Origin of the sequence: Leucobacter tardus, from assembly GCF_017583045.1 — a bacterium.
Lineage (GTDB): Bacteria > Actinomycetota > Actinomycetes > Actinomycetales > Microbacteriaceae > Leucobacter > Leucobacter tardus.
In genome coordinates, this window is sequence record NZ_JAGFBF010000002.1 from 17,835 (window position 1) to 42,971 (window position 25,137).

Below are 25,137 nucleotides of genomic sequence, written 5' to 3' on the forward strand. Positions count from 1 at the left end.
ACTGCAACCAGACCAGCGTAGCGCACATCGCGAGACCGCGTGACCGCCGTGGTCAGGAGCCGGGACCGTGCGGTCACTAGAATGGGGCGGGTGACTCCCCAAGAACTCTCGCTCGCTCTCGCCCGCATCCTGACCGACATCGTCGAGGAGCGACGCTCGCGAACCGAGGGCGGGGCAACGGGTGAGCTCGTCGTGACCGTTCAGGACACGCAGGTCGAACGGCCGAAGAACCGCGATCACGGCGACTGGTCGTCCAATGCCGCGATGAAGTTCGCGAAGCGACTGGGCGTACCCCCGCGCGAGCTCGCCGAGCAGATCATCAGCCGTGCCGCCGAGATCGACGGCGTCGCGCGCGCCGAGATCGCCGGTCCCGGCTTCATCAACCTCACGCTCGATGTCGCGAGCGCGGGGGAGACGGCGCGTCGCGTCGTCGAGCAGGGCGCCGCGTACGGGCGCGGCGATGCGCTCGCCGGGCAGGTCATCAACATGGAGTTCGTCAGCGCGAATCCGACCGGTCCGCTGCACATGGGGCACACCCGGTGGGCGGCGCTCGGCGACTCGACCGCCCGCGTGCTGCGCGCGGCCGGCGCCGAGGTGACGAGCGAGTACTACATCAACGACGCGGGCGCGCAGATGAACAAGTTCGGCCGCTCGGTGCTCGCCGCCGCGCTGCACGAGCCGGCACCCGAAGACGCGTACCCCGGCGAGTACATCCAGCAGCTGGGCAGCCGAGTGCGCGAGCAGTTGCCGAACCTCGCCGAGCTCGCTGACCAGGACCGCGATGCGGCGCTGGATCAGGCGCAGGAGCTCGCCTATCAGCTGCAGCTCGCCGAGATCAAGGATTCGCTCGAGCGCTTCAACGTGCACTTCGACGTGTTCTTCTCGGAGCGCACCCTGCACGCACCGGGTGAGCACGGGGAGCCGAGCCCGATCGAGGCGGCCATCGACCGACTGCGGGAGCAGGGGCACGTCTTCACCGAGGACGACGCCATCTGGGTGCGCACCACCGACTTCGGCGATGACAAGGATCGCGTCTTCACCCGCGGCAACGGCGTGTACACGTACTTCGCCGCCGACGCGGCGTACTACCTGTCGAAGATGGACCGCGGATTCGGCGAGAAGATCTATCTGCTCGGCGCCGACCACCACGGCTACATCGGCCGGCTCACGGCGATCGCCGGTGCGGCGGGCGACAACATCGAGACCGACATCACCGTGCTCATCGGCCAGCTCGTGAACCTCAACGGCGCACGACTGTCGAAGCGCGCGGGCAACATCATCGAGCTCGATGATCTGCTCGAGTGGTTGGGAGCGGACGCGCTGCGCTACTGGCTCGCCAGGTACCCCGCAGACTCGCCGCTCGCGCTCGACGGCGAGCAGCTGCGGAGCCGCACGAACGACAACCCCGTCTTCTACGTGCAGTACGCGCACGCGCGCACCTGCGCCGTCGACCGGAACGCGGCCACCGCGGGGATCGACCGCTCGACCTTCGCTCCAGGGCTTCTGGAGCACCCCACCGAGACGGATCTGCTGGGCAAGCTGCAGCAGTACCCCGGCATCGTCGCGGGCGCAGCGGAGCTGCGCGAACCGCACCGCGTGACGCGGTACCTCGAGGAGCTCGCCGCGTCCTTCCACCGCTGGTACGACAACTGCCGCGTCATCCCGCTCGGCGAGGAGCCCGTCGGCGACCTGCACCGCACACGCCTCTGGCTGAACGACGCGGCGGGCCAGGTGCTGCGCAACGGACTGGACCTCATCGGCGTCACGGCACCGGAACGGCTCTGACCCGTGCGGGCGCTGGTCAGGATCCTCGGCGTCGTCGTCGCACTGGCGGTGCTCGCCGGCGCCGCTGAGGTCGCGCTCCGCCTCATCATTCCGAACGTGATCGCGAACGCGGTGCGCGAGCAGGTCGGTCTCAGCGAGGACCACCCGGTGGACGTGTCGCTCGGCGGCTCCGCACTGCTGCACGCGGTCACCGGCCGCGTCGGCGACGTGACGATCGGCGTGGACGACCTCCCGCTGCCCGGCGGGATCGTCGTGAACGCGCGGTTGCACGCGGATTCGGCGCCGTTCGATCCGTCCTCGGGCGATCTGCGCGGCGGAACGGGGGCACTCACGGTGACCGGCGATCAGCTGCCGGGCGTCGTGAGTGCGCTGACGCGCGGCGTCGCCGAAAGCGGCGAGGTGCGCGACGGAGAGCTCGTCGTCGGCCGCGACGTCTCCGTCTTCGGGTTCACCGTGCCGGTCTCGCTCGGACTCGAGCTCGGTGTCGCGAACGGCGATGTGCAGCTCACCCCCACCCAGGTGAGCGCATCGGGTCTCGACCTCAGCTCCGAGCAGATCGCCGGTGCCGCGGCGCCGGTGCTCGGCGATCTGCTCGAGACGCACACCGTCTGCATCGCCGATGAACTGCCGCGGGGCGTCACGCTCACGGGCATCGATCTCTCGACGACCGGGAGCGCGACCCTGCAGGCCGACCTGTCTCCCGGGATCCTGTCCGACCCGAGTGAACAGGATCCGGGCGTCTGCGAGTGACCGCTGTCACACAAGCCGATCGCCGCATGCGCGTCGGTTAAGCTGGGACGGTCACAGCGGGCGGCTCCGCGATTCCCGAGGATCCCCCGCACCCGTCCCCGCACCCGCGAGACCCCGAGGAGCACCGATGACCGAGGCGCTCAACGCCGTCGACCCGCGTGTCTTCCCACCGTCGGTGCGGCGCGACGATGCGCACGGCGACGTGCAGATCGGCGGGGTCGCTGCCGCTGAGCTCGTTGCGCAGTTCGGCAGTCCGCTGTACGTCATCGACGCGGACGCCGCCAGGCAGCGCGCGCGCGAGGTGCGCGGAGCCCTGCAGCGCGAAGCGCGGCGCATCGGCACCGACGCCACCGTCTACTACGCGGGCAAAGCGTTCCTCTGCGTCGCGGTTGCGCAGTGGATGGCCGAGGAGGGGCTAGCCGTCGATGTCGCGAGCGGGGGCGAACTCGCCGTGGCGCTCGCGGCGGGCGTCGACCCGGCGCGCATCGGCTTCCACGGCAACAACAAGTCGGTCCCCGAGATCGATCGAGCCGTTCGGGCCGGTGTCGGCACGATCGTGCTCGACAGCGAGATCGAGATCGCCCGCGTCGCCGACGCCGCGCGGTCGGCAGGGGTGCGGCAGCGCGTGAGCCTCCGGGTGAACAGCGGCGTCCACGCCTCTACGCACGACTTCCTCGCCACCTCGCACGAGGATCAGAAGTTCGGTCAGCCGCTCGACGCCGCACCGCGTCTGGTCTCGGCGATCCTGACGCACGATCACCTGGACTTCGTCGGTCTGCACTGCCACATCGGGTCGCAGATCTTCGCGACCGACGGCTTCCGCGAATCGGCGAGACGGCTGCTCGGCGTGTACCAGGAGCTGGCGACGCTGACCGGAGCGCCGGTGCCCGAGCTGAACCTCGGCGGCGGGTTCGGGATCGCGTACACGCCGTCCGAAGCGGATGAGCTGCCCGCGATCGACGACATCGCGCGCGAGCTCGCCGACCTCGTCTCGGAGACCTGCACCGCGCTCGGCGTGCAGGTGCCGAGACTCGCCTTCGAACCCGGCCGCACCATCATCGGCCAGGCGGGAATCACGCTGTACACGGTGGGAACGACGAAACCCGTCGCGCTCGCCGGCAGCGATGCGGGCCTCGACCCTGCGGACGCGGGGTTCCCCGAGCGCCTGTACGTGAGCGTGGACGGCGGCATGAGCGACAACGCTCGCCCGGCGCTCTACGGCGCGGACTACCACGTCCGCATCGCGAACCGCGCGAGCGACGCCGATCCGGCACTCGTGCGCGTGGTCGGCAAGCACTGCGAATCGGGTGACATGGTGGTGCAGCGCGACCTGCTGCCCGGTGACGTCGCGCCGGGCGACCTGCTCGCCGTCGCTGCGACCGGCGCCTACTGCTGGTCGCTCTCGAGCACCTACAACTACGTTCCGCGTCCACCGGTGGTGGCCGTGAGCGGGGGAGCCGCCCGCATGATCGTGCGCGGCCAGACCGAGGACGAGCTCCTCGCGCAGAGCGTCTGAACGCCTGCCCCGCACCTCAACTGACAATCGATCGGAGATTTTCTGTGAACGCATACCGTGACCTGCGCGTGGCCGTTCTGGGCTGCGGCTCGGTGGGGTCCCAGGTGGCCAGACTGATCCTCGAAGAGGGCGATGAGCTCGCGGCCAGGGTCGGCGCGCGCCTGACCCTCGTGGGCATCGCGGTGCGCGATCTCGATGCGCCGCGCGAGGCCGACCTGCCCCGCGAGCTCTTCACCACCGATGCCGACCGGCTCGTGCTCGGAGCCGACGTCGTCGTCGAGCTCATGGGGGGCATCGAGCCCGCCCGGTCGCTCATCGTGCGCGCGCTCGAGGGCGGAGCCGACGTCGTGACCGCGAACAAGGCGCTCATCGCCGCTCACGGGCCCGAACTGCGGGCCGCGTCCGAGCAGGTGGGCGCCCAGCTGTCGTACGAAGCGGCAGTGGCCGGCGCGATTCCGATCATCCGCCCGCTCGAGTGGAGTCTCGCCGGCGACCGCATCACCCGCGTCATGGGCATCGTCAACGGCTCGACGAACTACATTCTCGACCGCATGGACCGTTTCGGCGACACCGCTGAAGATGCGATGCGCGTCGCCGCCGAGCTCGGCTTCCTCGAGGCCGATCCGACCCTCGACGTCGAGGGGTACGATGCGGCGCAGAAGGCGACGATCCTCGCGAGCATCGCCTTCCACACGGAGGTGCCCGTCGACAAGGTGCACCGCGAGGGCATCCGCGAGATCACCGCCGAACAGATCGAGACCGCGAAGCACGCCGGATCGGTCATCAAGCTGCTGGCCGTCGCCGAACGACTCGCCGCTTCGGACGGCACCCCGGGCGTTTCCGCGCGCGTCTACCCGGCGCTCATCAGTCGCGACCACCCGCTCGCCGCGGTGCACGAGGGCAAGAACGCCGTGTTCGTCGAAGCCGAGGCCGCCGGCGAGCTGATGTTCTACGGCGCCGGTGCCGGCGGCGTCGAGACCGCGTCGGCCGTGCTCGGCGATCTCGTGTCGGCCGCGCGTCGTCACGTCGTCGGCGGGCCGGGAATGCTCGGATCGAATCACGCGGCACTGCCGATCCTGCCGGTCGGCGAAGTGACGACCGCCTACCAGGTCATCCTCGAGGTGCGCGATCAGGCCGGCGTGCTCGCGACCATCGCGGGACTGCTCGCGCAGCACGGCGTCTCGGCCGAGAGCGTCGAGCAGTCGGTGCCGGCAGACGCGCAGGGCACCGCCTCCCTCGTCATCGGCACGCACCGTGCGCGCGAGGCCGACCTCGCCGCCATGGTCGACGATCTGCGCGCCAGCGACGTCGTCACCTCCGTGGTGAGCGTCCTGCGCCGCGAGGGGAACGCCTGATGAGCCGGTCGGGGTCGCGCGCCGTCCGCGTGCACGTTCCCGCCACGAGTGCGAACCTCGGACCGGGGTTCGACACGCTCGGACTCGCGCTCGCCTACGGCGACGAGCTCATCGCCGTCACGCGCGAGGAGACGGGGGCGACGGTGCGGATCACCGGCGTCGGCGAGGGCGCCGTGCCGACCGACGCCTCCAACCTCGTCGTCCGGTCGGCCGCCCACGTCTACGCGCGACTCGGTCGCGCCATGCCGGGTATCGACATCGAGGCGCACAACCGCATCCCCCACGGACGCGGCATGGGATCGTCGGGATCGGCGATCGTCGCGGGCGTCATGATCGCCGCCGGCCTGCTCGAGAGCGACCCCGAGTTTCCGATCGCGCTCTCCGAAGACGACCTGCTGGGGTACGCGACGGAACTCGAAGGGCATCCGGACAACGTGGCCCCCGCGCTCTTCGGAGGACTCACCATCGCCTGGACCGCGCCGACCGGGCCGCGATTCAAACGCCTGCTCGTGCACCGCGGCGTCTCGCCGCTCGTCCTCGTCCCCGAGTTCGAGGTGTCGACGGCGCACGCGCGCAGCCTCCAGCCGGCGCACGTGCCCTACGAGGACGCCGTCTTCAACCTCTCGCGCTCGTCCCTGCTCATCGCGGCGCTCACCCAGAGCCCCGAGCTGCTCTTCGAAGCGACCGAGGATCGGCTGCACCAGAACTACCGCGCCGAGGCGATGCCGCAGACCCGCGACCTGGTCGCCGTCCTGCGCGACGCGGGTCACGCGGCCGTCGTGTCGGGCGCCGGACCGTCGATCATGGTGCTCGCGGGCGACCCGGCCGAGCGGCTTGCCGCCGCCGACCTCGCCGCGGCGCACGGGGGCGACTGGACGCCCCTGATCCTCGCCGTCGACATCTTGGGTGCTACAGTGGAGGCGGTTCCTGCCGATGCGACGCTCTCGTCGCCCGGCACCGAGTGAGCACCTGATCGGTGCCCGCACCGGCGAACCGTTTCCTCGCCGTCATCGATGGCGATCCCCAGCACATTCGTGCGAATCCACGGGTTTGCGGGCATCTGGCCCGAACGTGAGCCGTGGCACACCACTTCCGAAAGGACCATCGTGGAGCAGAACTCCTCAGAGACCACCCCCGAATCCACTCCGACCGCAGACGCGCCCGCCGCACCCCGCCGCCGGGCATCCCGTCGCGTGAGCACCGCCGCAGCCGCGCCGGAAGCCCCCGAGGCGTCGGCGGCCGAGGCCCCGACCGCATCGACCGCCCCGGCCGCGTCCGAAACGGCAGCGTCCGAAGCGGCAGCGCCTGAGGCGGCCGCAGAGGCGCCGAAGAAGCGCACCACCCGAACCCGCAAGAAGGCAGCAGACGCGGACGTCCCGGCTGCGGCGAGCGACGAGACGTCGACCGCGACCGAGGTGCAGGCCCCGGCAGAAACCCCGAGCGCCGCGGCAGATGCCGAACAGGCGGCGCCGAAGAAGCGCACGACGCGCACCCGCAAGAAGGCGACCGACGCAGAGGCGGCTCCCGCCGCCGACGCGCCGGTTGCGGCCGACGGCGCAGACCAGAACGCCGAACAGGTCTCGAACGAGAGCGCAGCGCAGAGCGCCGCCTCGACCGGCGACACCGAGACGGCCGCTCCGAAGCGCACATCGCGCAGCCGCAAGTCGCAGGCCGCTCAGACTGCCGAGACCGGTGACTCCTCCGCAGCGACGGTGCAGTCAGAGTCGGGTTCCGCGACCGACGCACCCGCCGAGAGCGCGCCAGCCGCGCAGCAGACCGAGAGCGATGACGCGTCGGCGGACGACGCGGGCAAGGGTCGCTCGAACCGTGGCGGCCGCGGCAAGAACGGCAAGCAGAACTCCGGTCAGAACCAGAGCCAGAACCGCGACCAGAACCGCGACGCCAAGCAGAACGACAAGTCTGCCGAGCCGTCGGAGAAGGCCGAGCGGAACGAGAAGTCCGGCGGCGACAAGAACGGCACGGATCGCAACGGCGCAGATCGCAACGGCGCCGAGCGCGGCGACAAGGGCGGCGAGTCCTCGCGTTCGACGCGCACGCGCCAGCGCGACCGCAAGCGCCGTGGCCAGGGCGACGATTTCGAGCCGGAGATCTCGGACGACGACGTGCTCCTCCCGGTCGGCGGCATCCTCGACGTGCTCGACAACTACGCGTTCGTCCGCACCAGCGGATACCTGCCGGGCACCAGCGACGTGTACGTCTCGCTCGGCCAGGTGAAGAAGTACGGTCTGCGCAAGGGCGATGCCGTCACCGGTTCGATCCGGCAGCCGCGTGAGGGCGACGGCAACGGTCGCCAGAAGTACAACGCGATCGTCAAGGTCGACACGGTGAACGGGCACTCGGCCGAGGAGCCGCAGAGCCGAGGCGAGTTCGCCGAGCTCACCCCGCTCTACCCCGAGGATCGGGTGCGTCTCGAGACCACGCGCGAGCAGACCGCTCCTCGGGTGATCGACATCGTCGCCCCCATCGGCTTCGGCCAGCGCGCCCTCATCTCGGGACCCTCGGGCTCGGGCAAGTCGACGTTGATCCGCGAGATCGCGGCCGCCGTCTCGGCGAACCATCCGGACGCGCACCTCATGCTGGTGGCGACCTCCGAGCGCCCGGAAGAGGTCACCCACCTGCAGCGCACCATCAACGGCGAGGTCATCGCGAGCACCTTCGACCGTCCGACGGAGGATCACACCACCGTCGCCGAGCTCGCCGTCGAGCGCGCGAAGCGCCTCGTCGAGCTCGGTCACGACGTCGTCGTGCTGCTCGAGTCGGTGACCGATGTCGCGCACGCCTACGTGGACGCCGTGCCGACCGGCGGGCGCAACGCGACCGACGATCCCGAGGGCGTCGCCGCGCTGCAGGTGAAGCGTCTGCTCGCCGCCGCGCGCAACCTCGAGAACGCCGGTTCGCTGACGATCATCGCCACGGCCGACACGAAGACCGGCAACCCCGCGGACAAGGCCCTCGTCAAGACGCTGCTTCCCGTCGTCAACAGCACGATTCGTCTCTCGGGCGATGCCGCGGCGGCGTGGATCTTCCCGGCGGTCGACGTGGCGCGCACCTACACCGAGCGCGAGACGCTGCTGCGCGGCGACGCCGACACGGCGAAGGTGCAGCAGCTGCGCCGCTCCCTCACGGGGGCGAGTGCCGAGGATGCGATCCGCGGTCTCGTCGAGCGCGTCGAGTCGACGGCGACGAACGCCGATCTCATCGCCCGCGCGTAATCCGTTCACGGAGGAACCATGTTCGAACAGGTCGAGGGGCTGATCCGGGAACACACCGGGCTGCAGGAGGAGCTGGCTGATCCCGCGCTCCACGCCGATGCGTCGCGCGCGAAGCGCGTGAACCGCCGGTACGCCGAACTCAGCAAGATCAAGGCGGCGTACGAGCACTGGCAGCAGCTCGGCGACGATCTCGAGGCGGCGCGCGAGCTCGCGAAAGAGGATGACGCGTTCGCCGAAGAGGTGCCCGACCTGGAAGCGGGACTCGCGGAGGCTCAGGAGCGCGTGCGGCGACTCCTGATCCCCCGCGACCCCGATGACGCCCGCGACGTGATCCTCGAGATCAAGGGCGGCGAGGGCGGTGCCGAGTCCGCGCTGTTCGGAGCCGACCTGCTGCGCATGTACCTCCACTACGCGGAGTCCAAGGGCTGGAAGACCGAGATGCTCGAGAAGGACGAGAGCGACCTCGGAGGCTACAAGAACGTGCAGGTCGCCATCAAGGCGAACGCGAGCGATCCGTCGCAGGGAGTGTGGGCGCACCTCAAGTACGAGGGCGGCGTGCACCGCGTGCAGCGCGTTCCCGTGACCGAGTCGCAGGGCCGCATCCACACGTCGACCACCGGCGTGCTCGTCTACCCCGAGGTGGACGAACCCGAAGAGGTCGATATCAACCAGAATGATCTGAAGATCGATGTCTACCGGTCGAGCGGTCCTGGCGGACAGTCCGTGAACACCACCGACTCCGCCGTCCGCATCACGCACCTGCCGTCGGGGATCGTCGTCGCGATGCAGAACGAGAAGAGCCAGCTGCAGAACCGCGAAGCCGCGATGCGCGTGCTCCGCGCGCGACTGCTCGCCAAGCAGGCGGAGGAGGCGGCCGCCGAAGCCAGTGCGTACCGGTCCACCCAGATCCGGACCATGGACCGGTCGGAGCGCATCCGCACCTACAACTTCCCCGAGAACCGTATCGCCGACCACCGCACCGGGTACAAGGCCTATAACCTCGACCACGTGATGAACGGTGCGCTCGATCCCGTCGTGGAGTCCTGCATCCGCATGGACGAAGAGGCGAGGCTCGCCGACCTCGGCTCCTGAGTCCGACTCTGCGCTGGCGCCGTCCCCTCGGCACCTCGCCGAGGGCTAGCATGGACGTATGCGTGCGCCTCGACTGATCCTCCCGTGGGTGGTCTGGGGAGTCGGAGCGATCGCCTACGCCATCGCGATCATCAACCGGTCGTCGCTCGCCGCCCTCGGCCCGGCGGCGCAGGATCACTTCGCGATCGACGCGACGACGCTCGCGACCTTCCCGGTCATCCAGCTCATCGTGTACGCGGGCCTGCAGATCCCCGTCGGCATGCTGCTCGACCGGCTGGGTCCCACGACGCTGATCCTCTGCGGCGGTCTGCTCATGACCGTCGGCCAGGTGCTCATGGCGACGGTGCACGAGGTGTGGCTGGCGGTGCTGGCCCGCGTACTGGTCGGTGCGGGCGACGCCTGCACGTTCATCAGCGTCATGCGTCTCCTCCCCGAGTGGTTCGCGGTGCGGCAGCTGCCCACCGTGAGCCAGGTGACCGCGCTCACCGGACAGGTGGGTCAGCTCGTCTCGGTGACTCCGCTCGCGCTGCTGGTCGGCGCCGCCGGGTGGATGCCCGGCTTTCTCGGCGTGGCCTCGGTCGGGTTGCTCGTCACGATCCTCGCCGCACTCGTGATCCGCGACCGGCCGGGCGTCGGCACGGCCTTCGAGCGCATGACGGGTCGACTCGGCAGGCGCAGCCGCGACGCGCGATCGCTCGCGTCGGCGGCGTCGGGGGAGTCAACGCTCATGCCGCCGCCCGCGACCTCGATGATCGAGATCACGCAGCCGGCTCCGACGGCCGCCCCGCGGCGGGCCGGGTTCTGGAGCAGGTTCCGCCGACTGCTCAGAATCCCCGGCGTGCGTCTCGCCTACTGGCTGCACTTCACCTCGCCGTTCGCCTCGCACGCATTCCTGCTGCTGTGGGGGACGCCGTTTCTCATCGGCGGTGTCGGGCTCGATGCGGCGGCCGCGGGCGGACTCCTCAGCGTGATGGTGGTGTCGTCGATGGCGGCAGGCCTGCTGCTCGGTCCGCTGAGCTCGCGCTTCCTCGAGCGGCGCGTGTGGATCCACTTCGGCATCACGATCGCCATCATGCTCACCTGGACCGCCGTGATCGTGTGGCCGACCACGCCGCCCCTGTGGCTGCTGTTCGTGCTCGTCATCGTGGTACCGCTCGGCGGCCCCGCATCGATGATCGCGTTCGAGGTGACCCGGTCGCACACCCCGGTGAGCTTCGGGGGCTTCGCGACCGGTGTCGTCAACACCGGCGGTTTCACCTCGGCGCTGCTCGTGATCCTCGGCATCGGTCTGGCGCTCGACCTGCAGGGCGCCGGGTCGCCCGAGCAGTACTCGCTCGACGCCTTCCGGATCGCGTTCGCCGTTCAGATCCCGTTCTGGCTGCTCGGCCTGGTGTACATCCTCGTGGAGCAGCGCCGGACGAAGCGCTGGATGGACTTCCACGGCCGCCGTCTGCGGTGAGGCGGCGACGGGCGCCGTCAGATCATGTAGAAGTCGGCCATGTCGGGCTGCTCGGCGCGGGGCGCGCCTCTGCGGGGGCGCTGCCCGGCCGGAATGCCCGTGAGCGTCGTCCACGGGGGAGCGGAGTGCACCACCACCGCGTTCGACCCGACGGCGCAGTCGTCGCCGAGCTCGATGTTGCCGAGCAGTTTCGCTCCGGCCCCGATGACGACGCGGTCGCCGATGGTGGGGTGGCGCTTGCCGGTGTCGTGGCCGGTGCCGCCGAGCGTCACCCCGTGGTAGATGAGTACGTCATCGCCGACGACGGCGGTCTCGCCGATGACGACGCCCATGCCGTGGTCGATGAAGAGTCGGCGCCCGATGGTGGCGCCGGGGTGGATCTCGATGCCGGTGAAGAATCGCACGGCCTGGGAGAGGGCGCGCGGCAGAAACCGCATGCCCCGCTCCCAGAGCCGGTGGCTGATCCGGTGCCACCAGACGGCGTGCAGACCCGAGTACACGGCCAGGACCATGACCGCGCCGCGCGCGGCCGGATCGTTGGCGCGCGCGGCGGCGATGTCCTCGCGCACGCGGGTGAAGATGCTCACGTGGTCGGTGTCTCCGGTGCCGGTTCGGTGCGGATTCAGACGTCCAGGTCCTCGTAGAGCACCGTCGAGAAGTAGCGCTCGCCGAAGTCGGGGATCACCACGACGATCTTCTTCCCGGCGTTCTCGGGGCGCTTCGCGACCTCCGTCGCCGCCCACACGGCCGAACCGCAGGAGATGCCAGCGAGGATGCCCTCCTGCGTCGCCAGATCGCGCGCCTTCGCGACCGAGTCGGCGAGCGAGACGTCGATGACCTCGTCGTAGACCTCGCGATCCAGGATGTCCGGAACGAAGTTCGCGCCGAGGCCCTGGATCTTGTGCGGTCCGGGGGTGCCCTCGGTGAGCAGCGGCGAGTCCGCCGGCTCGACGGCGATGACCTGCAGGCCGGGCTTCTGCTCCTTGAGGTATCCGCCGGCACCCGTGATCGTGCCGCCGGTGCCGATGCCCGCGACGAAGATGTCGATCTCGCCGTCGGTGTCGTTCCAGATCTCCGGTCCGGTGGTGGCGCGGTGGATCGCGGGGTTCGCCGGGTTGCCGAACTGGCGTGCCAGAATCGCGTTCTCCGTCTGCGCCGCGATCTCCTCCGCCTTCGCGACGGCGCCCTTCATACCGAGGGGACCCTCGGTGAGCACGATCTCGGCGCCGTAGGCCTTCAAGATCTTCCGGCGCTCGATGCTCATCGTCTCGGGCATGGTGAGGATGACGCGGTAGCCGCGAGCGGCGCCCACGAACGCGAGAGCGATGCCGGTGTTGCCGCTCGTACCCTCGACGATGGTGCCGCCCGGCTGGAGTTCGCCCGACTGCTCGGCCGCGTCGATGATGGCGATGCCGATGCGGTCCTTCACGGAGCCCGCGGGGTTGTAGAACTCGAGCTTGGCGTACACCTCGGCTGCCGCGCCGTCGGTCACCCGGTTCAGGCGGACGAGAGGGGTGTTGCCGAATGCTTGCGTGATGTTCTCATACGTACGTGCCATGTGCGTGCGATCTCCTTCGCTTCGGGTCACGGATGCTCGCAACAGCATATCGTCCGGTTATGTGCAAAGTCACTGGTCGTTATGCTTTGCGACCGTTCATGACGCCGGATCCCTGCGTCATGCCGGGTAGGGTGGTGTGGTGGTTGCAGCCGAGATCCCCATCGATGCACTCCTGACGCGGATGGCCGACCGGCTGCGCGGCGCGGAGGTGCCGGGTCCCGAGGTCGACGCCGAACTCATCCTCGGCCACGTGCTCGCGGCGTCGCGCGGCCGGGTGCAGTCGCTCGCGATTCTGCGCGAGGCGGTGAGCGCGACCGTCGCCACCGCGGCTCTCGAGATGACGGAGGAGCGCGCGCAGCGGATCCCGCTGCAGCACCTCACGGGCCGAGCACCGTTCCGCGGCCTCGAGCTGGCGGTGGGACCCGGCGTGTTCACCCCGCGCCCGGAGACGGAGACCGTCGCACAGTTCGCGATCGACGCCCTCGGGGCGACCGCCTCCGATCCGCCGATCGCCGTCGATCTCTGCACCGGCAGCGGTGCCATCGCCATCGCACTCGCCGCGGAAGTGCCGAATGCCCGGGTGTGGGCCGTCGAGAAGAGTCGCGATGCCCACGCATGGGCATCGCGCAACGTCGCCGAGCTCGGCGATGACCGGGTCACGCTCCTGCACGGCGATGCGGCCGACGCACGTGCACTCCTCGCCGACATCGACGGCGCAGTCGATGTGCTCGTGTCGAACCCGCCCTACGTGCCGGTCGACATGGTGCCGCGCGACCCCGAGGTGCGCGATCACGACCCCGCGCTGGCGCTCTACGGCGGGACCGACGGTCTCGACGTGGTCCGCGTCATCGCGACGGTCGGCCTGCGTCTGGTGCGGCCGGGAGGCCGCATCGTGCTCGAGCACGCGGAAGAACAGGGTGCGGCGATCCGCGAACTGCTCGCCGGGACGGGGTGGAGCGGCGCGGCGACGCACCAGGATCTCACCGGGCGGGATCGCGCCACCACCGCCGTCCGCTGACACGCGGTCGCGCGCCCGCGGCCGGGGGACTCTCCGCTTCGTCTGCGCACCAGCGGGTAGAGTAGTGCGTTATGGCCGAGGTGTACGACTGCTCCGAGAGTTCCCAGCTGCTGACGGGAACTCGCATGGCGCGTCAGGCGATCGGCCGCGGCGAGCTCATCGTCATGCCGACCGACACCGTGTACGGCGTGGCTGCCGACGCGTTCACGCCGGCAGCGGTGCAGCGGTTGCTCGACGCGAAGGGACGGGATCGCACGTCCCCGCCTCCGGTCCTGATTCCCGGCACCGCCACGCTGCACGCGCTCGCCGCAGAGGTGCCCGGTCCGGTCGTGCGTCTCGCGGAGGCGTTCTGGCCGGGCGCGCTCACCATCGTGCTGCGCGCGAATCCGGCACTCGACTGGGATCTCGGCGAGACCGGCGGCACCGTCGCGCTCCGCATTCCCGACAATCCGCTCGCGATCGAGCTGCTGCAGGAGACGGGGCCCCTCGCCGTCTCGTCGGCGAATCTCACGGGGCAGCCGGCAGCCCAGACGGCGTCCGAGGCTCAGGAGATGCTCACCGACAGCGTGACGGTATACCTCGATGACGGTCCGCGGTCGTCCGGCGGCGTCTCATCCACGATCATCGACGCGACTCAGGTCACGGAGGACGGCGGATCGATCGGAATCCTGCGGTTGGGCGGGGTGACACGGGACGCGATCGCCGACCTGCTGCCGGCCCTCGCCGTCGAGGACCGCACCGGAGCCTGACATGGTCTACGTCATCGTCGCCCTGGTCGCGGCGGGCGCGACGGCGGCAGCGTCGTATCTGGTGCTCCGTCTGAGCCGCCGGTACCGCCTCGCACCCGAGGTGCGGGAGCGCGACGTGCACCGGACGCCCACCCCGAGGCTCGGCGGGGTCGCGATGTTCGCCGGTCTGCTCGTCGCGTTCGGGGTCGCCGCGACGCAGGAGGAGCTCGGCCCGATCTTCGCCGCCCCCGGTCGCATCTGGGCGATTCTCGGTGCGTGCGCGCTGATCGCCGTGGTCGGGGTGCTCGACGACCTGCTCGACCTGGACTGGATGATCAAGCTCTCCGCGCAGCTCGTGGCGGGTGCGCTGCTCGCCTGGCAGGGAGTGCAGATCGTCTCGCTGCCGCTCGGAGACACCCTGGTCGTCGGTTCGCCGGGACTGAACTTCACGATCACGGTCTTCCTCGTGGCCCTGGTGATGAACGCTGTGAATTTCGTCGACGGGTTGGACGGTCTCGTCGCAGGGGTCGCGATCATCGCGAACTCGGTCTTCTTCATCTACACCCGGATCCTCACCGCCGAGGCCGGTGCGATCGACGCGGTGAACCTCGCGAGTCTGCTGGCCGCGGTCGTGATAGGGGTGTGCGCCGGGTTCCTCCCGTTCAACTGGCATCAGGCGCGCATGTTCATGGGCGACACCGGGGCGCTGCTCGTCGGACTGCTCATGGCGACATCGACGATCTCGGTCACGGGCCAGCTCAACCCCGCGGCGCTCGACCAGAAGCTCGTGCTGGCGAGCTACATCCCGATCATCCTGCCGATCGCGGTACTCGCGCTACCGCTGGCCGACTTCACGCTCGCGGTCGTGCGACGGCTCCTGGCGGGCAAGAGCCCGTTCTCCGCCGACCGCCTGCATCTGCACCACCGTCTGCTCGACATGGGGCACTCGCCCCGGCAGGCGGTGCTCATCTTCTATCTCGGCACCGCCGTCCTCTCGACGGCCTGCCTGCTCACCTTCACGCTGCAGAGCTTCCTGCTGCCTGCCGTGGTGCTGGTCGTGGGGGCGGCACTCTGCGCCGTCGTCGTTTTCGTGCCGATGGATCGGGTGCGCGAACGTGCCGTTCAGCGCGGCTTGGTAGCGTTGAGGCGACGTGCGTCCGCCCGGATCGACGCTGCGTCGTCGGCGACTGAGAGGACCCCCGAGTGAGCGACCCCGCGATGCCCGAAGGCCAGGCTCCGCACCCCGAACGGCGGCTGCCCACGTCGCAGCCGCTCCTGCTGCGCGCGGTGCGCTGGGGCGCGATCGCGACGGTCGCGCTGGTCGTGGTGATCGGCGGCAGCGGCTATCTCATCGGGGGTTCGCCCGCCATGATCGGCGGAGCGATGGGCGCCGCGTTCTCCGGTGTCTTCCTGATCCTGACGGTCGGCAGTATCGCGTTCGCGAACCGGTTCATCGGCAGCGAGCTCTACGTCGCCGTGTTCTTCGGGATCGTGCTCGGCACCTGGCTGCTGAAGTTCGTCGGGTTCATCATCGCGCTCCTGCTGCTGCGCGATCAGACCTGGCTCGACCCGGTCGCGTTCTTCATCGGGTTGCTGGCGGGCGTCATGGTCTCACTGGTGCTCGACGTGCTGGTCGTCGTGAAGTCGCGGATGCCGGCGATCTCCGACCCGTCCACCGACTAAAGTCGGCATCTTAGCGTCGCTCAGCCATATACCAGGGTTATGGGCTCCGAGTTTCGCCTGGGGTGAAAATATTGATAGAGTAAGTGTGTTCCCTGCCGGGCTGAGCTTCTGTACCAGCCCTTGAGCCCTGGGGCACGACCATCGCTCGACGTCGTGTGGATCTATGTTCACACCCCGAATCAGGAGAATGGCGCTGTTCGCTAACGCTGTGCAACTCGTGACCCCCCGTCTGCTCGCGGCAGAAGGGGAGTTCCACCCCCCGTCGCTCGATGAGTTCTATCCCCCCGCGCTGTTCTTCGAGGGCACGCCCTTCGAGATGAACCGGATCATGCTGCTCCGGGTGGTCATCGCGATCGTCCTGCTCATCCTGTTCTACATCGGTACGCGCCGCATGCGGGTCATCCCGACGCGCGGGCAGTCGATCACCGAGATGGCGCTCGACTTCGTGCGCGTCAACATCTCCGAGAACCTGCTGGGCAAAGTCGACGGGCGCCGGTTCCTGCCGATCCTGACGACGATGTTCTTCATGATCTTCGCGTTCAACATCACGGGCATCATCCCCGGCATCAACATGCCGGCCACGGCCCTGGTGGGCACGCCGCTCGTGCTCGCGGCCGTGTCGTACGTGACCTTCATCTACGCCGGCATCAAGAAGAGCCCGAAGAACTTCTTCAAGAACTCGCTCTTCCCGTCCGGTGTGCCGAAGCCGTTCTACATCCTGGTGACGCCCATCGAGATCCTCTCGACGTTCGTGCTGCGCCCCGTCACGCTGACGCTCCGTCTGCTGATGAACCTCATGGTCGGGCACATCATCCTCGTGCTGGCCTTCTCGGCGACGAACTTCTTCATCCTCTACGCCGGGAGCTTCTATCCCGTGCTCGGTGTCGGAACGCTCGCGTTCGGCTTCGCCTTCACGCTCTTCGAGATCCTCGTCGCAGTGCTGCAGGCCTACGTCTTCACCATCCTGACCGCCGTCTACATCCAGCTCGCGCTGGCTGAAGAGCACTAACCGGGTTCGGCGACCGCCGAATTCACCCTACGAAAGGAAACACTCACTGTGTCTGTTCTCGCAGAAGTTTCGGGTAGCATCGCGACCGTCGGCTACGGTCTCGCAGCCATCGGCCCCGCCATCGGTGTGGGCATCGTCGTCGGCAAGACGATCGAGGGCGTGGCTCGCCAGCCCGAGCTCGCCGGTCGTCTGCAGGTCCTGATGTGGATCGGTATCGCCTTCACCGAGGCGCTCGCCTTCGTGGGCATCGGTACCGCCTTCATCTTCGGCTCCTGATCCCAGTTCAGCGTTTCATTTGAGAGGAGGCAGCGATGATCAACACAATCGCTGTTGCTGCTGAGGGGTCGGAGCAGAACCCGCTCCTCCCGGCGACGTATGACATCGTCTGGTCAGGGGTTGTATTCGTCATCCTGCTTGTGGCGTTCTGGAAGATCTTCCTTCCGAAGATGCAGGCGATGCTCGACGCTCGTGCGGAGGCCATCGAGGGCAACATCGCGAAGGCTGATGAAGCTCAGGCGAAGGCCGAGGCCGCCCTGCAGGAGTACACCGCCCAGCTCGCCAGCGCGCGCGCCGAAGCCGGTGAGATCCGCGAGGCCGCCCGCGCCGATGCGACGAAGATCGTTGCGAAGGCGAAAGAAGATGCGACCGTCGAGCAGGCCCGCGTCGTGCAGCACGCCCAGGCCCAGATCGAGGCCGAGCGTCAGAGCGCGGCCGTGTCGCTCCGCAAGGACGTCGGATCGCTCGCCATCGACCTCGCTTCGGGTGTCGTCGGCGAATCGTTGACCGACGATCAGAAGGCGTCGGCACTCGTCGACCGCTTCCTCGCGGACCTCGAGGCATCAGAGAAGGCGGCCCAGTAATGGGAAGCGCGTCACGCGAGGCACTGTCCCAGGCGCGCGCCGCGCTGACCGATCAGGTCGCGGCGGGCACCGGGTCCGAGCTCCTGCGCGCTTCGGCGCAGATCGAGGCCAACCCGGCGTTCGCCGCGGTGCTCGGCGATCCCTCTGCTGAGGTCGCCGGGAAGACGCGGCTCGTCGAGCGGGTGTTCGCCGGAGCCTCCGCCGACGCGCGAGCGATTCTGGTCGCCGCGGTCACCGCGCGCTGGTCCACGGTCGGCGAGTTCATCGCCGGTGTGGAGGAACTCGGTCTGCGGGCCGAAGCTCGTCACGCCGCCGAGCTCTCGGACGAGCTGCTCGCCGCCGCCGACGTGATCGACGGGAGCCACGAGCTGCAGCTGAACCTGGGCAGCAAGCTGGCCGCACCCGAGAAGAAGGTGGCGCTCGCCGAGCGCCTGTTCGCCGGCAAGCTGTCGGCTGTCGCGGTTACCGTCGTCTCGCACCTCGTGGCGAACCCGCGCGGTCGCCGTGTCGACGTGGCGCTCCGCTCCGCGGCGCAGGTCGCCGCTGACGAACGCGGCACCGAGCTCGCCACCGTCACGGTTGCCGCACCGCTCTCATCGGCGCAGCACGATCGGCTCGCCCGGCTGCTCGCTGAGAGCGCCGGTCGCAGCGTGAAGATCACAACCGTCGTCGACCCCACGGTCATCGGCGGCGTCCGCATCCAGCTCGCCGACGACGTGATCGACGGCAGCGTGCGCGCACGTCTCGATGACCTCAGGCAGAAGCTCGCAGGCTAGAGCACCACTTTTCACCACCGGGGACGACTCCGGAACAGACAGAGGAAACGAAATGGCAGAACTCTCAATCAGCCCGGATGAAATCCGCGACGCGCTGAAGGACTTCGCGTCGTCGTACGAGGCGTCCCAGGCTGAGAAGACCGAGGTCGGCACGGTCGTCGACGCAGCCGATGGCATCGCACACGTCGAGGGACTCCCCGGTGTGATGGCGAACGAGCTGGTCCGCTTCGCGGACGGCACGCTGGGCCTCGCGCAGAACCTCGAGGAGAACGAGATCGGTGTCGTCGTGCTCGGCGAGTTCACCGGCATCGAGGAGGGCCAGCAGGTCACCCGCACCGGCGAGGTGCTCTCCGTTCCCGTCGGCGAGGGGTACCTCGGCCGCGTGGTCAACCCGCTGGGCGAGCCCATCGACGGACTCGGCGAGATCAAGGAGATCCAGGGCCGCCGCGCACTCGAACTCCAGGCTCCCGGCGTCATGGCCCGCAAGTCGGTCCACGAGCCCATGCAGACCGGCATCAAGGCCATCGACGCCATGATCCCCGTCGGCCGCGGCCAGCGTCAGCTGATCATCGGCGACCGTCAGACCGGCAAGACCGCTCTGGCGATCGACACGATCATCAACCAGAAGGACAACTGGGCGACCGGTGATCCGTCGCAGCAGGTGCGGTGCATCTACGTGGCGATCGGTCAGAAGGGCTCGACCATCGCTTCGGTGCGCGGCGCGCTCGAAGAGGCAGGTGCGATGGAGTACACCACCATCGTCGCGTCGCCCGCATCGGACCCCGCAGGCTTCAAGTACCTCGCCCCCTACACCGGGTCGGCGATTGGTCAGCACTGGATGTACGACGGCAAGCACGTCCTCATCGTGTTCGACGACCTCTCGAAGCAGGCCGAAGCCTACCGCGCCGTGTCGCTCCTCCTCCGTCGCCCGCCGGGCCGCGAAGCCTACCCCGGTGACGTCTTCTACCTGCACTCCCGCCTGCTGGAGCGCTGCGCGAAGCTCTCCGACGAGCTCGGCGCCGGTTCGATGACCGGACTCCCGATCATCGAGACGAAGGCGAACGACGTGTCCGCCTACATCCCGACGAACGTGATCTCGATCACCGACGGCCAGATCTTCCTGCAGTCGGACCTGTTCAACTCGAACCAGCGTCCGGCGGTCGACGTGGGCATCTCGGTGTCGCGCGTCGGTGGTGACGCGCAGGTCAAGTCGATCAAGAAGGTGTCGGGTACGCTCAAGCTCGAGCTCGCCCAGTACCGTGCCCTCGAGGCGTTCGCGATGTTCGCATCCGACCTCGACGCCGCCAGCCGCCGCCAGCTCGAGCGCGGTGCACGCCTCACCGAGCTGCTCAAGCAGCCGCAGTACACGCCGTACCCGGTGGAGCAGCAGACCGTTTCGATCTGGGCAGGCACCAACGGCTTCATGGACGACGTGCCGGTGGAGGACATCCTCCGCTTCGAGCGCGAGTTCCTCGACTACCTGGGTCGCAACTCAGACGCACTGGATCGCCTGCGTGCGAGCAAGGTGCTCGACGACGACCTCGTCGCCGAGGTCACCGCCAAGCTCGAGGCCTTCAAGCCCGAGTTCCGGACCGCTTCGGGTGAGAGCCTGTCCGAGCAGTTCACGGCACTGGACGAGGCCGAGATCGAGCAGGAGCAGCTGGTCGTAGGCAAGAAGTAGTCGACCCGGGGTGGGGTCATCACCCCACCCTGGTCGCCTGCAGCCCTGCGAGAGCCACCCCCGACACACACAGGAGAGACATGGGAGCGCAACTTCGGGTCTATCGGCAGAGAATCCGCTCTGCCAAGACGACCAAGAAGATCACCCGTGCGATGGAGCTGATCGCAGCCTCTCGCATTCAGAAGGCGAAGGCACGCGTCGACGCCTCGAACCCGTACACCACCGCGATCACCCGCGCCGTGTCCGCAGTCGCCACGCACTCGGACATCGACCACCCCCTCCTTACGGAGGCGGAGAAGGTGGAGCGCGCCGCAGTCGTGATCTTCACCTCGGACCGAGGCCTCGCGGGTGCGTTCAACTCGCAGGTGCTCCGTGAGGCAGAGGAGCTCGCCGAGCTGCTCCGCGCCGAGGGCAAGGAGATCACGTACTACCTCATCGGCCGGAAGGCGCAGGGATACTTCACCTTCCGCAACCGTCCGTCGGAGCGCGTGTGGAGCGGTGGCACTGAGAACCCCGTCTTTGAGACGGCGCAGGAGATCGGTGAGGCCCTGCTCGAGGCGTTCGGCACGCCGACGGCCGAGGGCGGAGTGGACGAGATCCACATCGTGTACAACCGCCTCGTCAGCATGGTCAGCCAGGTGCCGAAGGTGCATCGTCTGCTGCCGCTGCAGGTCGTCGAGGGCGTGGCCGAGGCCGCGGAGGGCGTCGCCCCGCTCTACGAGTTCGAGCCGGATCCCGAGACGGTGCTCGACCGCCTGCTGCCCGCCTACATCGAGGCGCGACTGTTCAATGCGCTGCTCGAGTCGGCTGCGGCGAAGCACGCCGCGACGCAGAAGGCCATGAAGTCCGCGAGCGATAACGCCGACTCGCTGATCAACGACTTCACGCGTCTCGCGAACAACGCACGTCAGGCGGAGATCACCCAGCAGATTTCCGAGATTGTGGGCGGCGCGGACGCGCTGTCCAGCTAGCCCACTACGAAGAGAGAGAAAGCATGACCGAAACCGCCGCTGTGGCGACCGAGGCACAGACCGTCGGGCGTATCGCCCGAGTCACCGGCCCCGTCGCCGACATTGAGTTCCCGCACGACGCCATTCCGCCGGTGTACAACGCGCTCGAGACGCGCGTCGACTTCGGCGACGGCTCGGAAGGCTTCACCCTCACGCTCGAGGTCGCTCAGCACCTCGGCGACAACGTCGTCCGCGCCATCGCACTGAAGCCGACTGACGGCCTCGTGCGCGGCCAGGAGGTCTTCGACACCGGCCACCCGATCCAGGTGCCCGTCGGCGACGTCACCAAGGGCAAGGTCTTCGACGTGACCGGCAACATCTTGAACGCGCCCGACGGCGCCCAGATCGAGATCACCGAGCGCTGGGGCATCCACCGCACCCCGCCGGCGTTCGATCAACTGGAGTCGAAGACGCAGCTCTTCGAGACCGGCATCAAGGTCATCGACCTCCTGACCCCGTACGTGCAGGGCGGTAAGATCGGCCTGTTCGGCGGCGCGGGCGTCGGCAAGACCGTCCTCATCCAGGAGATGATCCAGCGCGTGGCTCAGGACCACGGCGGCGTCTCCGTGTTCGCCGGCGTCGGCGAGCGCACTCGTGAGGGCAACGACCTGATCCACGAGATGGACGAGGCAGGCGTCTTCGACAAGACCGCCCTCGTGTTCGGTCAGATGGACGAGCCGCCGGGAACCCGTCTGCGCGTGGCGCTGTCGGCACTGACCATGGCGGAGTACTTCCGCGATGTGCAGAACCAGGACGTGCTGCTCTTCATCGACAACATCTTCCGCTTCACGCAGGCCGGCCAGGAGGTGTCGACCCTGCTGGGTCGTATGCCCTCCGCCGTGGGCTACCAGCCGAACCTGGCGGACGAGATGGGCATCCTGCAGGAGCGCATCACCTCGACCCGCGGTCACTCGATCACGTCGCTGCAGGCGATCTACGTCCCTGCTGACGACTACACCGACCCGGCACCGGCGACCACCTTCGCCCACCTCGACGCCACGACCGAGCTGTCGCGCGAGATCGCGTCGCAGGGTCTGTACCCGGCCGTGGATCCGCTGACCTCGTCGTCGCGCATCCTCGATCCCCGGTACTTGGGCGAGGATCACTACCGCGTCGCGACCACCGTGAAGCAGATCCTGCAGAAGAACAAGGAACTGCAGGAGATCATCGCGATCCTCGGTGTCGACGAGCTCTCGGAAGAGGACAAGATCACGGTGTCGCGTGCGCGCCGGATCCAGCAGTTCCTCTCGCAGAACACCTACATGGCGAAGAAGTTCACCGGTGTCGAGGGTTCGACCGTGCCGCTGAAGGAGACCATCGAGTCCTTCGATGCGATCGCCAAGGGCGAGTTCGACCACGTGGCCGAGCAGGCGTTCTTCAACGTCGGCGCGATCTCCGACGTCGAAGAGAAGTGGGCGCAGATCCAGAAGGAGAACAGCTGATCATGGCTGCTCTTTCGGTTCACGTCGTCTCCGCAGACCGCGAGGTCTGGACCGGTGAAGCGACCCAGGTGGTCGCCAAGACGGTCGAGGGCGAGATCGGCATCCTCGCCGGTCACGAGCCCATGCTCTCGCTCCTCGCCTCCGGCGAGGTGCGCGTGACGACCACCGGCGGAGAGAAGGTCAAGGTCGATGCCGAAGGCGGGTTCTTCTCCGTCGACCACAACACCGTCACCATCGTCGCGGGGAACGCCGAGCTCGTCTCGTAATCCCGCGCCATCGCCACGGACCGGTCGCACTTCCCGAGGGAGGGGCGACCGGTCCGTCCGTGTTTCGAGGAGCCGCCGTGCTGATCCTGCTTCCCCCGTCCGAGACCAAGCGTCCGGGTGGCGACCGGGCCTTCCGTGCGAGTGATCTGTGGCATCACCGTGCTCTGGGTGAGACGCGCGCGCAGGTGCGTGCGGCGCTCGAGGAGCTCAGCCGCGACACCGACGCGGCGGCGAAAGCGTTGAAGCTCGGTGCGAAGAACCGTGGCGAGATCGCGCATAATCTGCGTCTGTCGCGCTCCGGCGCGATGCCCGCGATCGAGCGGTATACGGGCGTGCTCTACGATGCGCTCGGCATCGACAGGCTCGCCGCTCCGGCGCGCGCGTGGATCGACGCGCACGTGGCGGTCCAGTCCGCCCTGTTCGGCCTGGTCAGGGCCGGAGATCCGATCCCGGCCTACCGGCTCTCGGGCGGATCGCGGCTGCCCGAACTCGGTGCGCCGCTGAAGCGCGTGTGGCAGCGCACGCACGCCGACATCGACTGGGACGCCTACGGATTCGTACTGGATCTCCGATCCGGCGATTACCAGGCGCTCGCACCGGTCGATGGACCGAACGCGTTCCGACTGCAGGTCGTGCAGCGTGCGGCAGACGGCACCACCCGGGCGCTCAACCACTTCAACAAGGCGGCGAAGGGTGACCTCGTGCGTCGCCTTGCGGAAACCGGTGCCGAGCTGTCCTCCGCCGACGACCTGATGTCCTGGGGCGCGGCGCACGGACTGGACCTCAGCGTCTCGGTTGCCGCCGACACCGATGCCGACACCGGCTCCGGTCGCGGCGGCGAGATCACCCTCGTGACCGATCTGGGGGCGCCGACGCAGGCGGGCGGATCCGCGTCGTCGTCCACGACGACGTCTCGCGTCGGCACCGCCTGAGACGGCACGGTAGGATACACGAGTGCAGAACCGAGGAGCCAGATGACCGAGCGCGGAGGAAACGCCGTGCGGCGTCGCGTGCGCTACTCGCAGAGCTCCGACATCGAGCTCGAGCTGTCCTGGCACGCGGTCACCGATGTCGGGGTGCGGCGCGAGGTGAACCAGGACAGTTACGTGGCGACGCCGCCGATCTTCGCGGTGGCCGATGGCATGGGCGGACACTCCGCCGGTGAGATCGCGTCGGCCGCGGTGGTGCGTCGTCTCGCCGAACTCGGCGGCGACCGCGATGCGAGCCGTGAGCAGATCGTCGACGCGCTCGGCGACGCCGTCGACGACATCGAGCTCGACGCCGGTGAGACGGAGCTCGGTGCCGGCACCACCGTGACGGGTGTCGCGTTCGGCGGCGGGTCGTGCGACGGGGAACCCGCGTGGAACGTGTTCAACATCGGCGATTCCCGGGTCTACCAGTACTTCAAAGGCGCGCTCAGCCAGATCACCCTCGACCACTCGGTCGTGCAGCACCTCATCGACACGGGGGCCATCACCGAGGCCGAGGCCGAGGTGCATCCCCACGCGAATGTGATCACGCGCGCCGTGGGGTTCAACGAAGAACCGATCCCGGATTACACGGCACTCGCATTGATCCCGGGGCAGCGGATCCTGATCTGCTCAGACGGGCTCACGAAAGAGCTCACGGACGTCGGGATCCAGCACTTCCTCGCGACGATGCCGGCCGCCGAGGACGCCGCGAACGCGCTCGTGCAGCACGCGAAGGACAACGCCGGTCGTGACAACATCACCGTCATCGTGATCGATGTGCACGCCGTCGGCGATGTGCGCGACACCGGCGCACTGCTCGACGGGGAAGACCTCGACGAGATCGCCGAGCAGCAGAGCGGCGGCTTCGAGATCCCGGAACCCGTGAGCGCGGTCGGCGACCGGGGCGCCCCAGGCCGGCCGGAGTAATTCGACGATCGCTCTTCC

Annotated in this window: 24 protein-coding genes; 22 read left to right on the forward strand and 2 right to left on the reverse strand. The window is 68.7% G+C overall.

Going from position 1 to position 25,137, the window contains the following annotated elements; translation table 11 throughout:
* The first annotated feature begins 90 nt into the window (after window positions 1-90).
* The 8 genes from argS (at window position 91) to J4H85_RS04745 (ending at window position 11,190) form a co-directional block, all read left to right on the forward strand.
* Window positions 91-1,785 carry an arginine--tRNA ligase gene (gene argS / locus J4H85_RS04710; protein WP_208237419.1) on the forward strand — a complete coding sequence of 565 codons (1,695 nt, stop codon included), beginning with the start codon at window positions 91-93 and terminating at the stop codon, window positions 1,783-1,785.
* A 3-nt stretch (window positions 1,786-1,788) separates the two neighbouring features.
* A complete protein-coding gene (locus J4H85_RS04715) occupies window positions 1,789-2,535 on the forward strand; it encodes an LmeA family phospholipid-binding protein (RefSeq protein WP_208237420.1) in 747 nt (248 codons plus the stop codon).
* 127 nt (window positions 2,536-2,662) lie between these two features.
* The gene (gene lysA, locus J4H85_RS04720) at window positions 2,663-4,051 is read left to right on the forward strand and encodes a diaminopimelate decarboxylase (RefSeq protein ID WP_208237421.1); all 1,389 of its coding nucleotides are present in this window, start codon (window positions 2,663-2,665) and stop codon (window positions 4,049-4,051) included.
* Between the two features lie 44 nt (window positions 4,052-4,095).
* A complete protein-coding gene (locus J4H85_RS04725; RefSeq protein ID WP_208237422.1) occupies window positions 4,096-5,406 on the forward strand; it encodes a homoserine dehydrogenase in 1,311 nt (436 codons plus the stop codon).
* Window positions 5,406-6,371, forward strand: a complete 966-nt coding sequence (gene thrB, locus J4H85_RS04730; protein ID WP_208237423.1) for a homoserine kinase — start codon at window positions 5,406-5,408, stop codon at window positions 6,369-6,371. Before J4H85_RS04725 ends, thrB begins: the two co-directional genes overlap by 1 nt.
* Before the next feature lie 141 nt (window positions 6,372-6,512).
* On the forward strand, window positions 6,513-8,639 hold the full coding sequence (gene rho, locus J4H85_RS04735) for a transcription termination factor Rho (protein ID WP_307863420.1): 2,127 nt from the start codon (window positions 6,513-6,515) through the stop codon (window positions 8,637-8,639).
* A gap of 18 nt (window positions 8,640-8,657) precedes the next feature.
* Window positions 8,658-9,731, forward strand: a complete 1,074-nt coding sequence (prfA, locus tag J4H85_RS04740; protein WP_208237426.1) for a peptide chain release factor 1 — start codon at window positions 8,658-8,660, stop codon at window positions 9,729-9,731.
* 58 nt (window positions 9,732-9,789) lie between these two features.
* Window positions 9,790-11,190 (forward strand): MFS transporter, encoded by a 1,401-nt coding sequence (locus J4H85_RS04745; protein WP_208237427.1) that lies wholly within the window; start codon window positions 9,790-9,792, stop codon window positions 11,188-11,190.
* Between the two features lie 17 nt (window positions 11,191-11,207).
* On the opposite strand, the gene cysE is transcribed toward J4H85_RS04745, so the two are convergent.
* Window positions 11,208-11,777: a serine O-acetyltransferase gene (gene cysE / locus J4H85_RS04750; RefSeq protein WP_208237428.1), complete on the reverse strand. Its 570-nt coding sequence runs from the start codon at window positions 11,775-11,777 to the stop codon at window positions 11,208-11,210.
* A gap of 35 nt (window positions 11,778-11,812) precedes the next feature.
* Window positions 11,813-12,748, reverse strand: a complete 936-nt coding sequence (cysK, locus tag J4H85_RS04755; protein WP_208237429.1) for a cysteine synthase A — start codon at window positions 12,746-12,748, stop codon at window positions 11,813-11,815.
* 181 nt (window positions 12,749-12,929) lie between these two features.
* On the opposite strand from cysK, the gene prmC reads away from it, so the two are divergent.
* The 14 genes from prmC to J4H85_RS04825 all read left to right on the forward strand — a co-directional run bounded on the left by prmC (window position 12,930) and on the right by J4H85_RS04825 (window position 25,119).
* Window positions 12,930-13,766, forward strand: a complete 837-nt coding sequence (prmC, locus tag J4H85_RS04760) for a peptide chain release factor N(5)-glutamine methyltransferase (protein ID WP_208237529.1) — start codon at window positions 12,930-12,932, stop codon at window positions 13,764-13,766.
* A 71-nt stretch (window positions 13,767-13,837) separates the two neighbouring features.
* Complete coding sequence (locus J4H85_RS04765) at window positions 13,838-14,515, forward strand: L-threonylcarbamoyladenylate synthase (RefSeq protein ID WP_208237430.1); 678 nt, start codon at window positions 13,838-13,840, stop codon at window positions 14,513-14,515.
* Window position 14,516: 1 nt separating this feature from the next.
* A complete protein-coding gene (locus J4H85_RS04770) occupies window positions 14,517-15,701 on the forward strand; it encodes an MraY family glycosyltransferase (protein ID WP_208237431.1) in 1,185 nt (394 codons plus the stop codon).
* Window positions 15,698-16,177, forward strand: coding sequence for a Cg1360 family ATP-synthase-associated protein (locus J4H85_RS04775; RefSeq protein ID WP_307863422.1), 480 nt, complete (start codon window positions 15,698-15,700; stop codon window positions 16,175-16,177). The genes J4H85_RS04770 and J4H85_RS04775 overlap by 4 nt, the downstream gene beginning before the upstream one ends.
* A 187-nt stretch (window positions 16,178-16,364) precedes the next feature.
* Window positions 16,365-17,186, forward strand: a complete 822-nt coding sequence (gene atpB / locus J4H85_RS04780; RefSeq protein WP_208237432.1) for a F0F1 ATP synthase subunit A — start codon at window positions 16,365-16,367, stop codon at window positions 17,184-17,186.
* A gap of 48 nt (window positions 17,187-17,234) precedes the next feature.
* A complete protein-coding gene (atpE, locus tag J4H85_RS04785; protein WP_208237433.1) occupies window positions 17,235-17,462 on the forward strand; it encodes an ATP synthase F0 subunit C in 228 nt (75 codons plus the stop codon).
* Window positions 17,463-17,497: 35 nt separating this feature from the next.
* Complete coding sequence (locus J4H85_RS04790; RefSeq protein ID WP_208237434.1) at window positions 17,498-18,046, forward strand: F0F1 ATP synthase subunit B; 549 nt, start codon at window positions 17,498-17,500, stop codon at window positions 18,044-18,046.
* On the forward strand, window positions 18,046-18,822 hold the full coding sequence (locus J4H85_RS04795; protein WP_208237435.1) for a F0F1 ATP synthase subunit delta: 777 nt from the start codon (window positions 18,046-18,048) through the stop codon (window positions 18,820-18,822). Before J4H85_RS04790 ends, J4H85_RS04795 begins: the two co-directional genes overlap by 1 nt.
* A gap of 52 nt (window positions 18,823-18,874) precedes the next feature.
* Complete coding sequence (gene atpA, locus J4H85_RS04800; protein WP_208237437.1) at window positions 18,875-20,503, forward strand: F0F1 ATP synthase subunit alpha; 1,629 nt, start codon at window positions 18,875-18,877, stop codon at window positions 20,501-20,503.
* Between the two features lie 80 nt (window positions 20,504-20,583).
* A complete protein-coding gene (locus J4H85_RS04805) occupies window positions 20,584-21,474 on the forward strand; it encodes a F0F1 ATP synthase subunit gamma (RefSeq protein ID WP_208237438.1) in 891 nt (296 codons plus the stop codon).
* 23 nt (window positions 21,475-21,497) lie between these two features.
* Window positions 21,498-22,955, forward strand: a complete 1,458-nt coding sequence (gene atpD, locus J4H85_RS04810; protein WP_208237439.1) for a F0F1 ATP synthase subunit beta — start codon at window positions 21,498-21,500, stop codon at window positions 22,953-22,955.
* A gap of 2 nt (window positions 22,956-22,957) precedes the next feature.
* Window positions 22,958-23,221, forward strand: a complete 264-nt coding sequence (locus J4H85_RS04815) for a F0F1 ATP synthase subunit epsilon (protein WP_208237440.1) — start codon at window positions 22,958-22,960, stop codon at window positions 23,219-23,221.
* A 77-nt stretch (window positions 23,222-23,298) separates the two neighbouring features.
* Entirely contained in the window at window positions 23,299-24,153 is an 855-nt protein-coding gene (locus tag J4H85_RS04820) for a YaaA family protein (RefSeq protein ID WP_208237441.1), read from the forward strand.
* A 42-nt stretch (window positions 24,154-24,195) separates the two neighbouring features.
* Window positions 24,196-25,119, forward strand: a complete 924-nt coding sequence (locus J4H85_RS04825; RefSeq protein WP_208237442.1) for a PP2C family protein-serine/threonine phosphatase — start codon at window positions 24,196-24,198, stop codon at window positions 25,117-25,119.
* The last annotated feature ends 18 nt before the right edge of the window (window positions 25,120-25,137 follow it).

Coding starts and splice junctions, on each gene's coding strand:
- lysA (WP_208237421.1), top strand. CDS start 2,663: ATGACCGAGGCGCTCAACGCCGTCGACCCGCGTGTCTTCCCACCGTCG.
- thrB (WP_208237423.1), top strand. CDS start 5,406: ATGAGCCGGTCGGGGTCGCGCGCCGTCCGCGTGCACGTTCCCGCCACG.
- prfA (WP_208237426.1), top strand. CDS start 8,658: ATGTTCGAACAGGTCGAGGGGCTGATCCGGGAACACACCGGGCTGCAG.
- J4H85_RS04745 (WP_208237427.1), top strand. CDS start 9,790: ATGCGTGCGCCTCGACTGATCCTCCCGTGGGTGGTCTGGGGAGTCGGA.
- cysK (WP_208237429.1), bottom strand. CDS start 12,748: ATGGCACGTACGTATGAGAACATCACGCAAGCATTCGGCAACACCCCT.
- prmC (WP_208237529.1), top strand. CDS start 12,930: ATGGCCGACCGGCTGCGCGGCGCGGAGGTGCCGGGTCCCGAGGTCGAC.
- J4H85_RS04765 (WP_208237430.1), top strand. CDS start 13,838: ATGGCCGAGGTGTACGACTGCTCCGAGAGTTCCCAGCTGCTGACGGGA.
- J4H85_RS04770 (WP_208237431.1), top strand. CDS start 14,517: ATGGTCTACGTCATCGTCGCCCTGGTCGCGGCGGGCGCGACGGCGGCA.
- atpB (WP_208237432.1), top strand. CDS start 16,365: ATGGCGCTGTTCGCTAACGCTGTGCAACTCGTGACCCCCCGTCTGCTC.
- J4H85_RS04790 (WP_208237434.1), top strand. CDS start 17,498: ATGATCAACACAATCGCTGTTGCTGCTGAGGGGTCGGAGCAGAACCCG.
- J4H85_RS04795 (WP_208237435.1), top strand. CDS start 18,046: ATGGGAAGCGCGTCACGCGAGGCACTGTCCCAGGCGCGCGCCGCGCTG.
- atpA (WP_208237437.1), top strand. CDS start 18,875: ATGGCAGAACTCTCAATCAGCCCGGATGAAATCCGCGACGCGCTGAAG.
- J4H85_RS04805 (WP_208237438.1), top strand. CDS start 20,584: ATGGGAGCGCAACTTCGGGTCTATCGGCAGAGAATCCGCTCTGCCAAG.
- atpD (WP_208237439.1), top strand. CDS start 21,498: ATGACCGAAACCGCCGCTGTGGCGACCGAGGCACAGACCGTCGGGCGT.
- J4H85_RS04815 (WP_208237440.1), top strand. CDS start 22,958: ATGGCTGCTCTTTCGGTTCACGTCGTCTCCGCAGACCGCGAGGTCTGG.
- J4H85_RS04825 (WP_208237442.1), top strand. CDS start 24,196: ATGACCGAGCGCGGAGGAAACGCCGTGCGGCGTCGCGTGCGCTACTCG.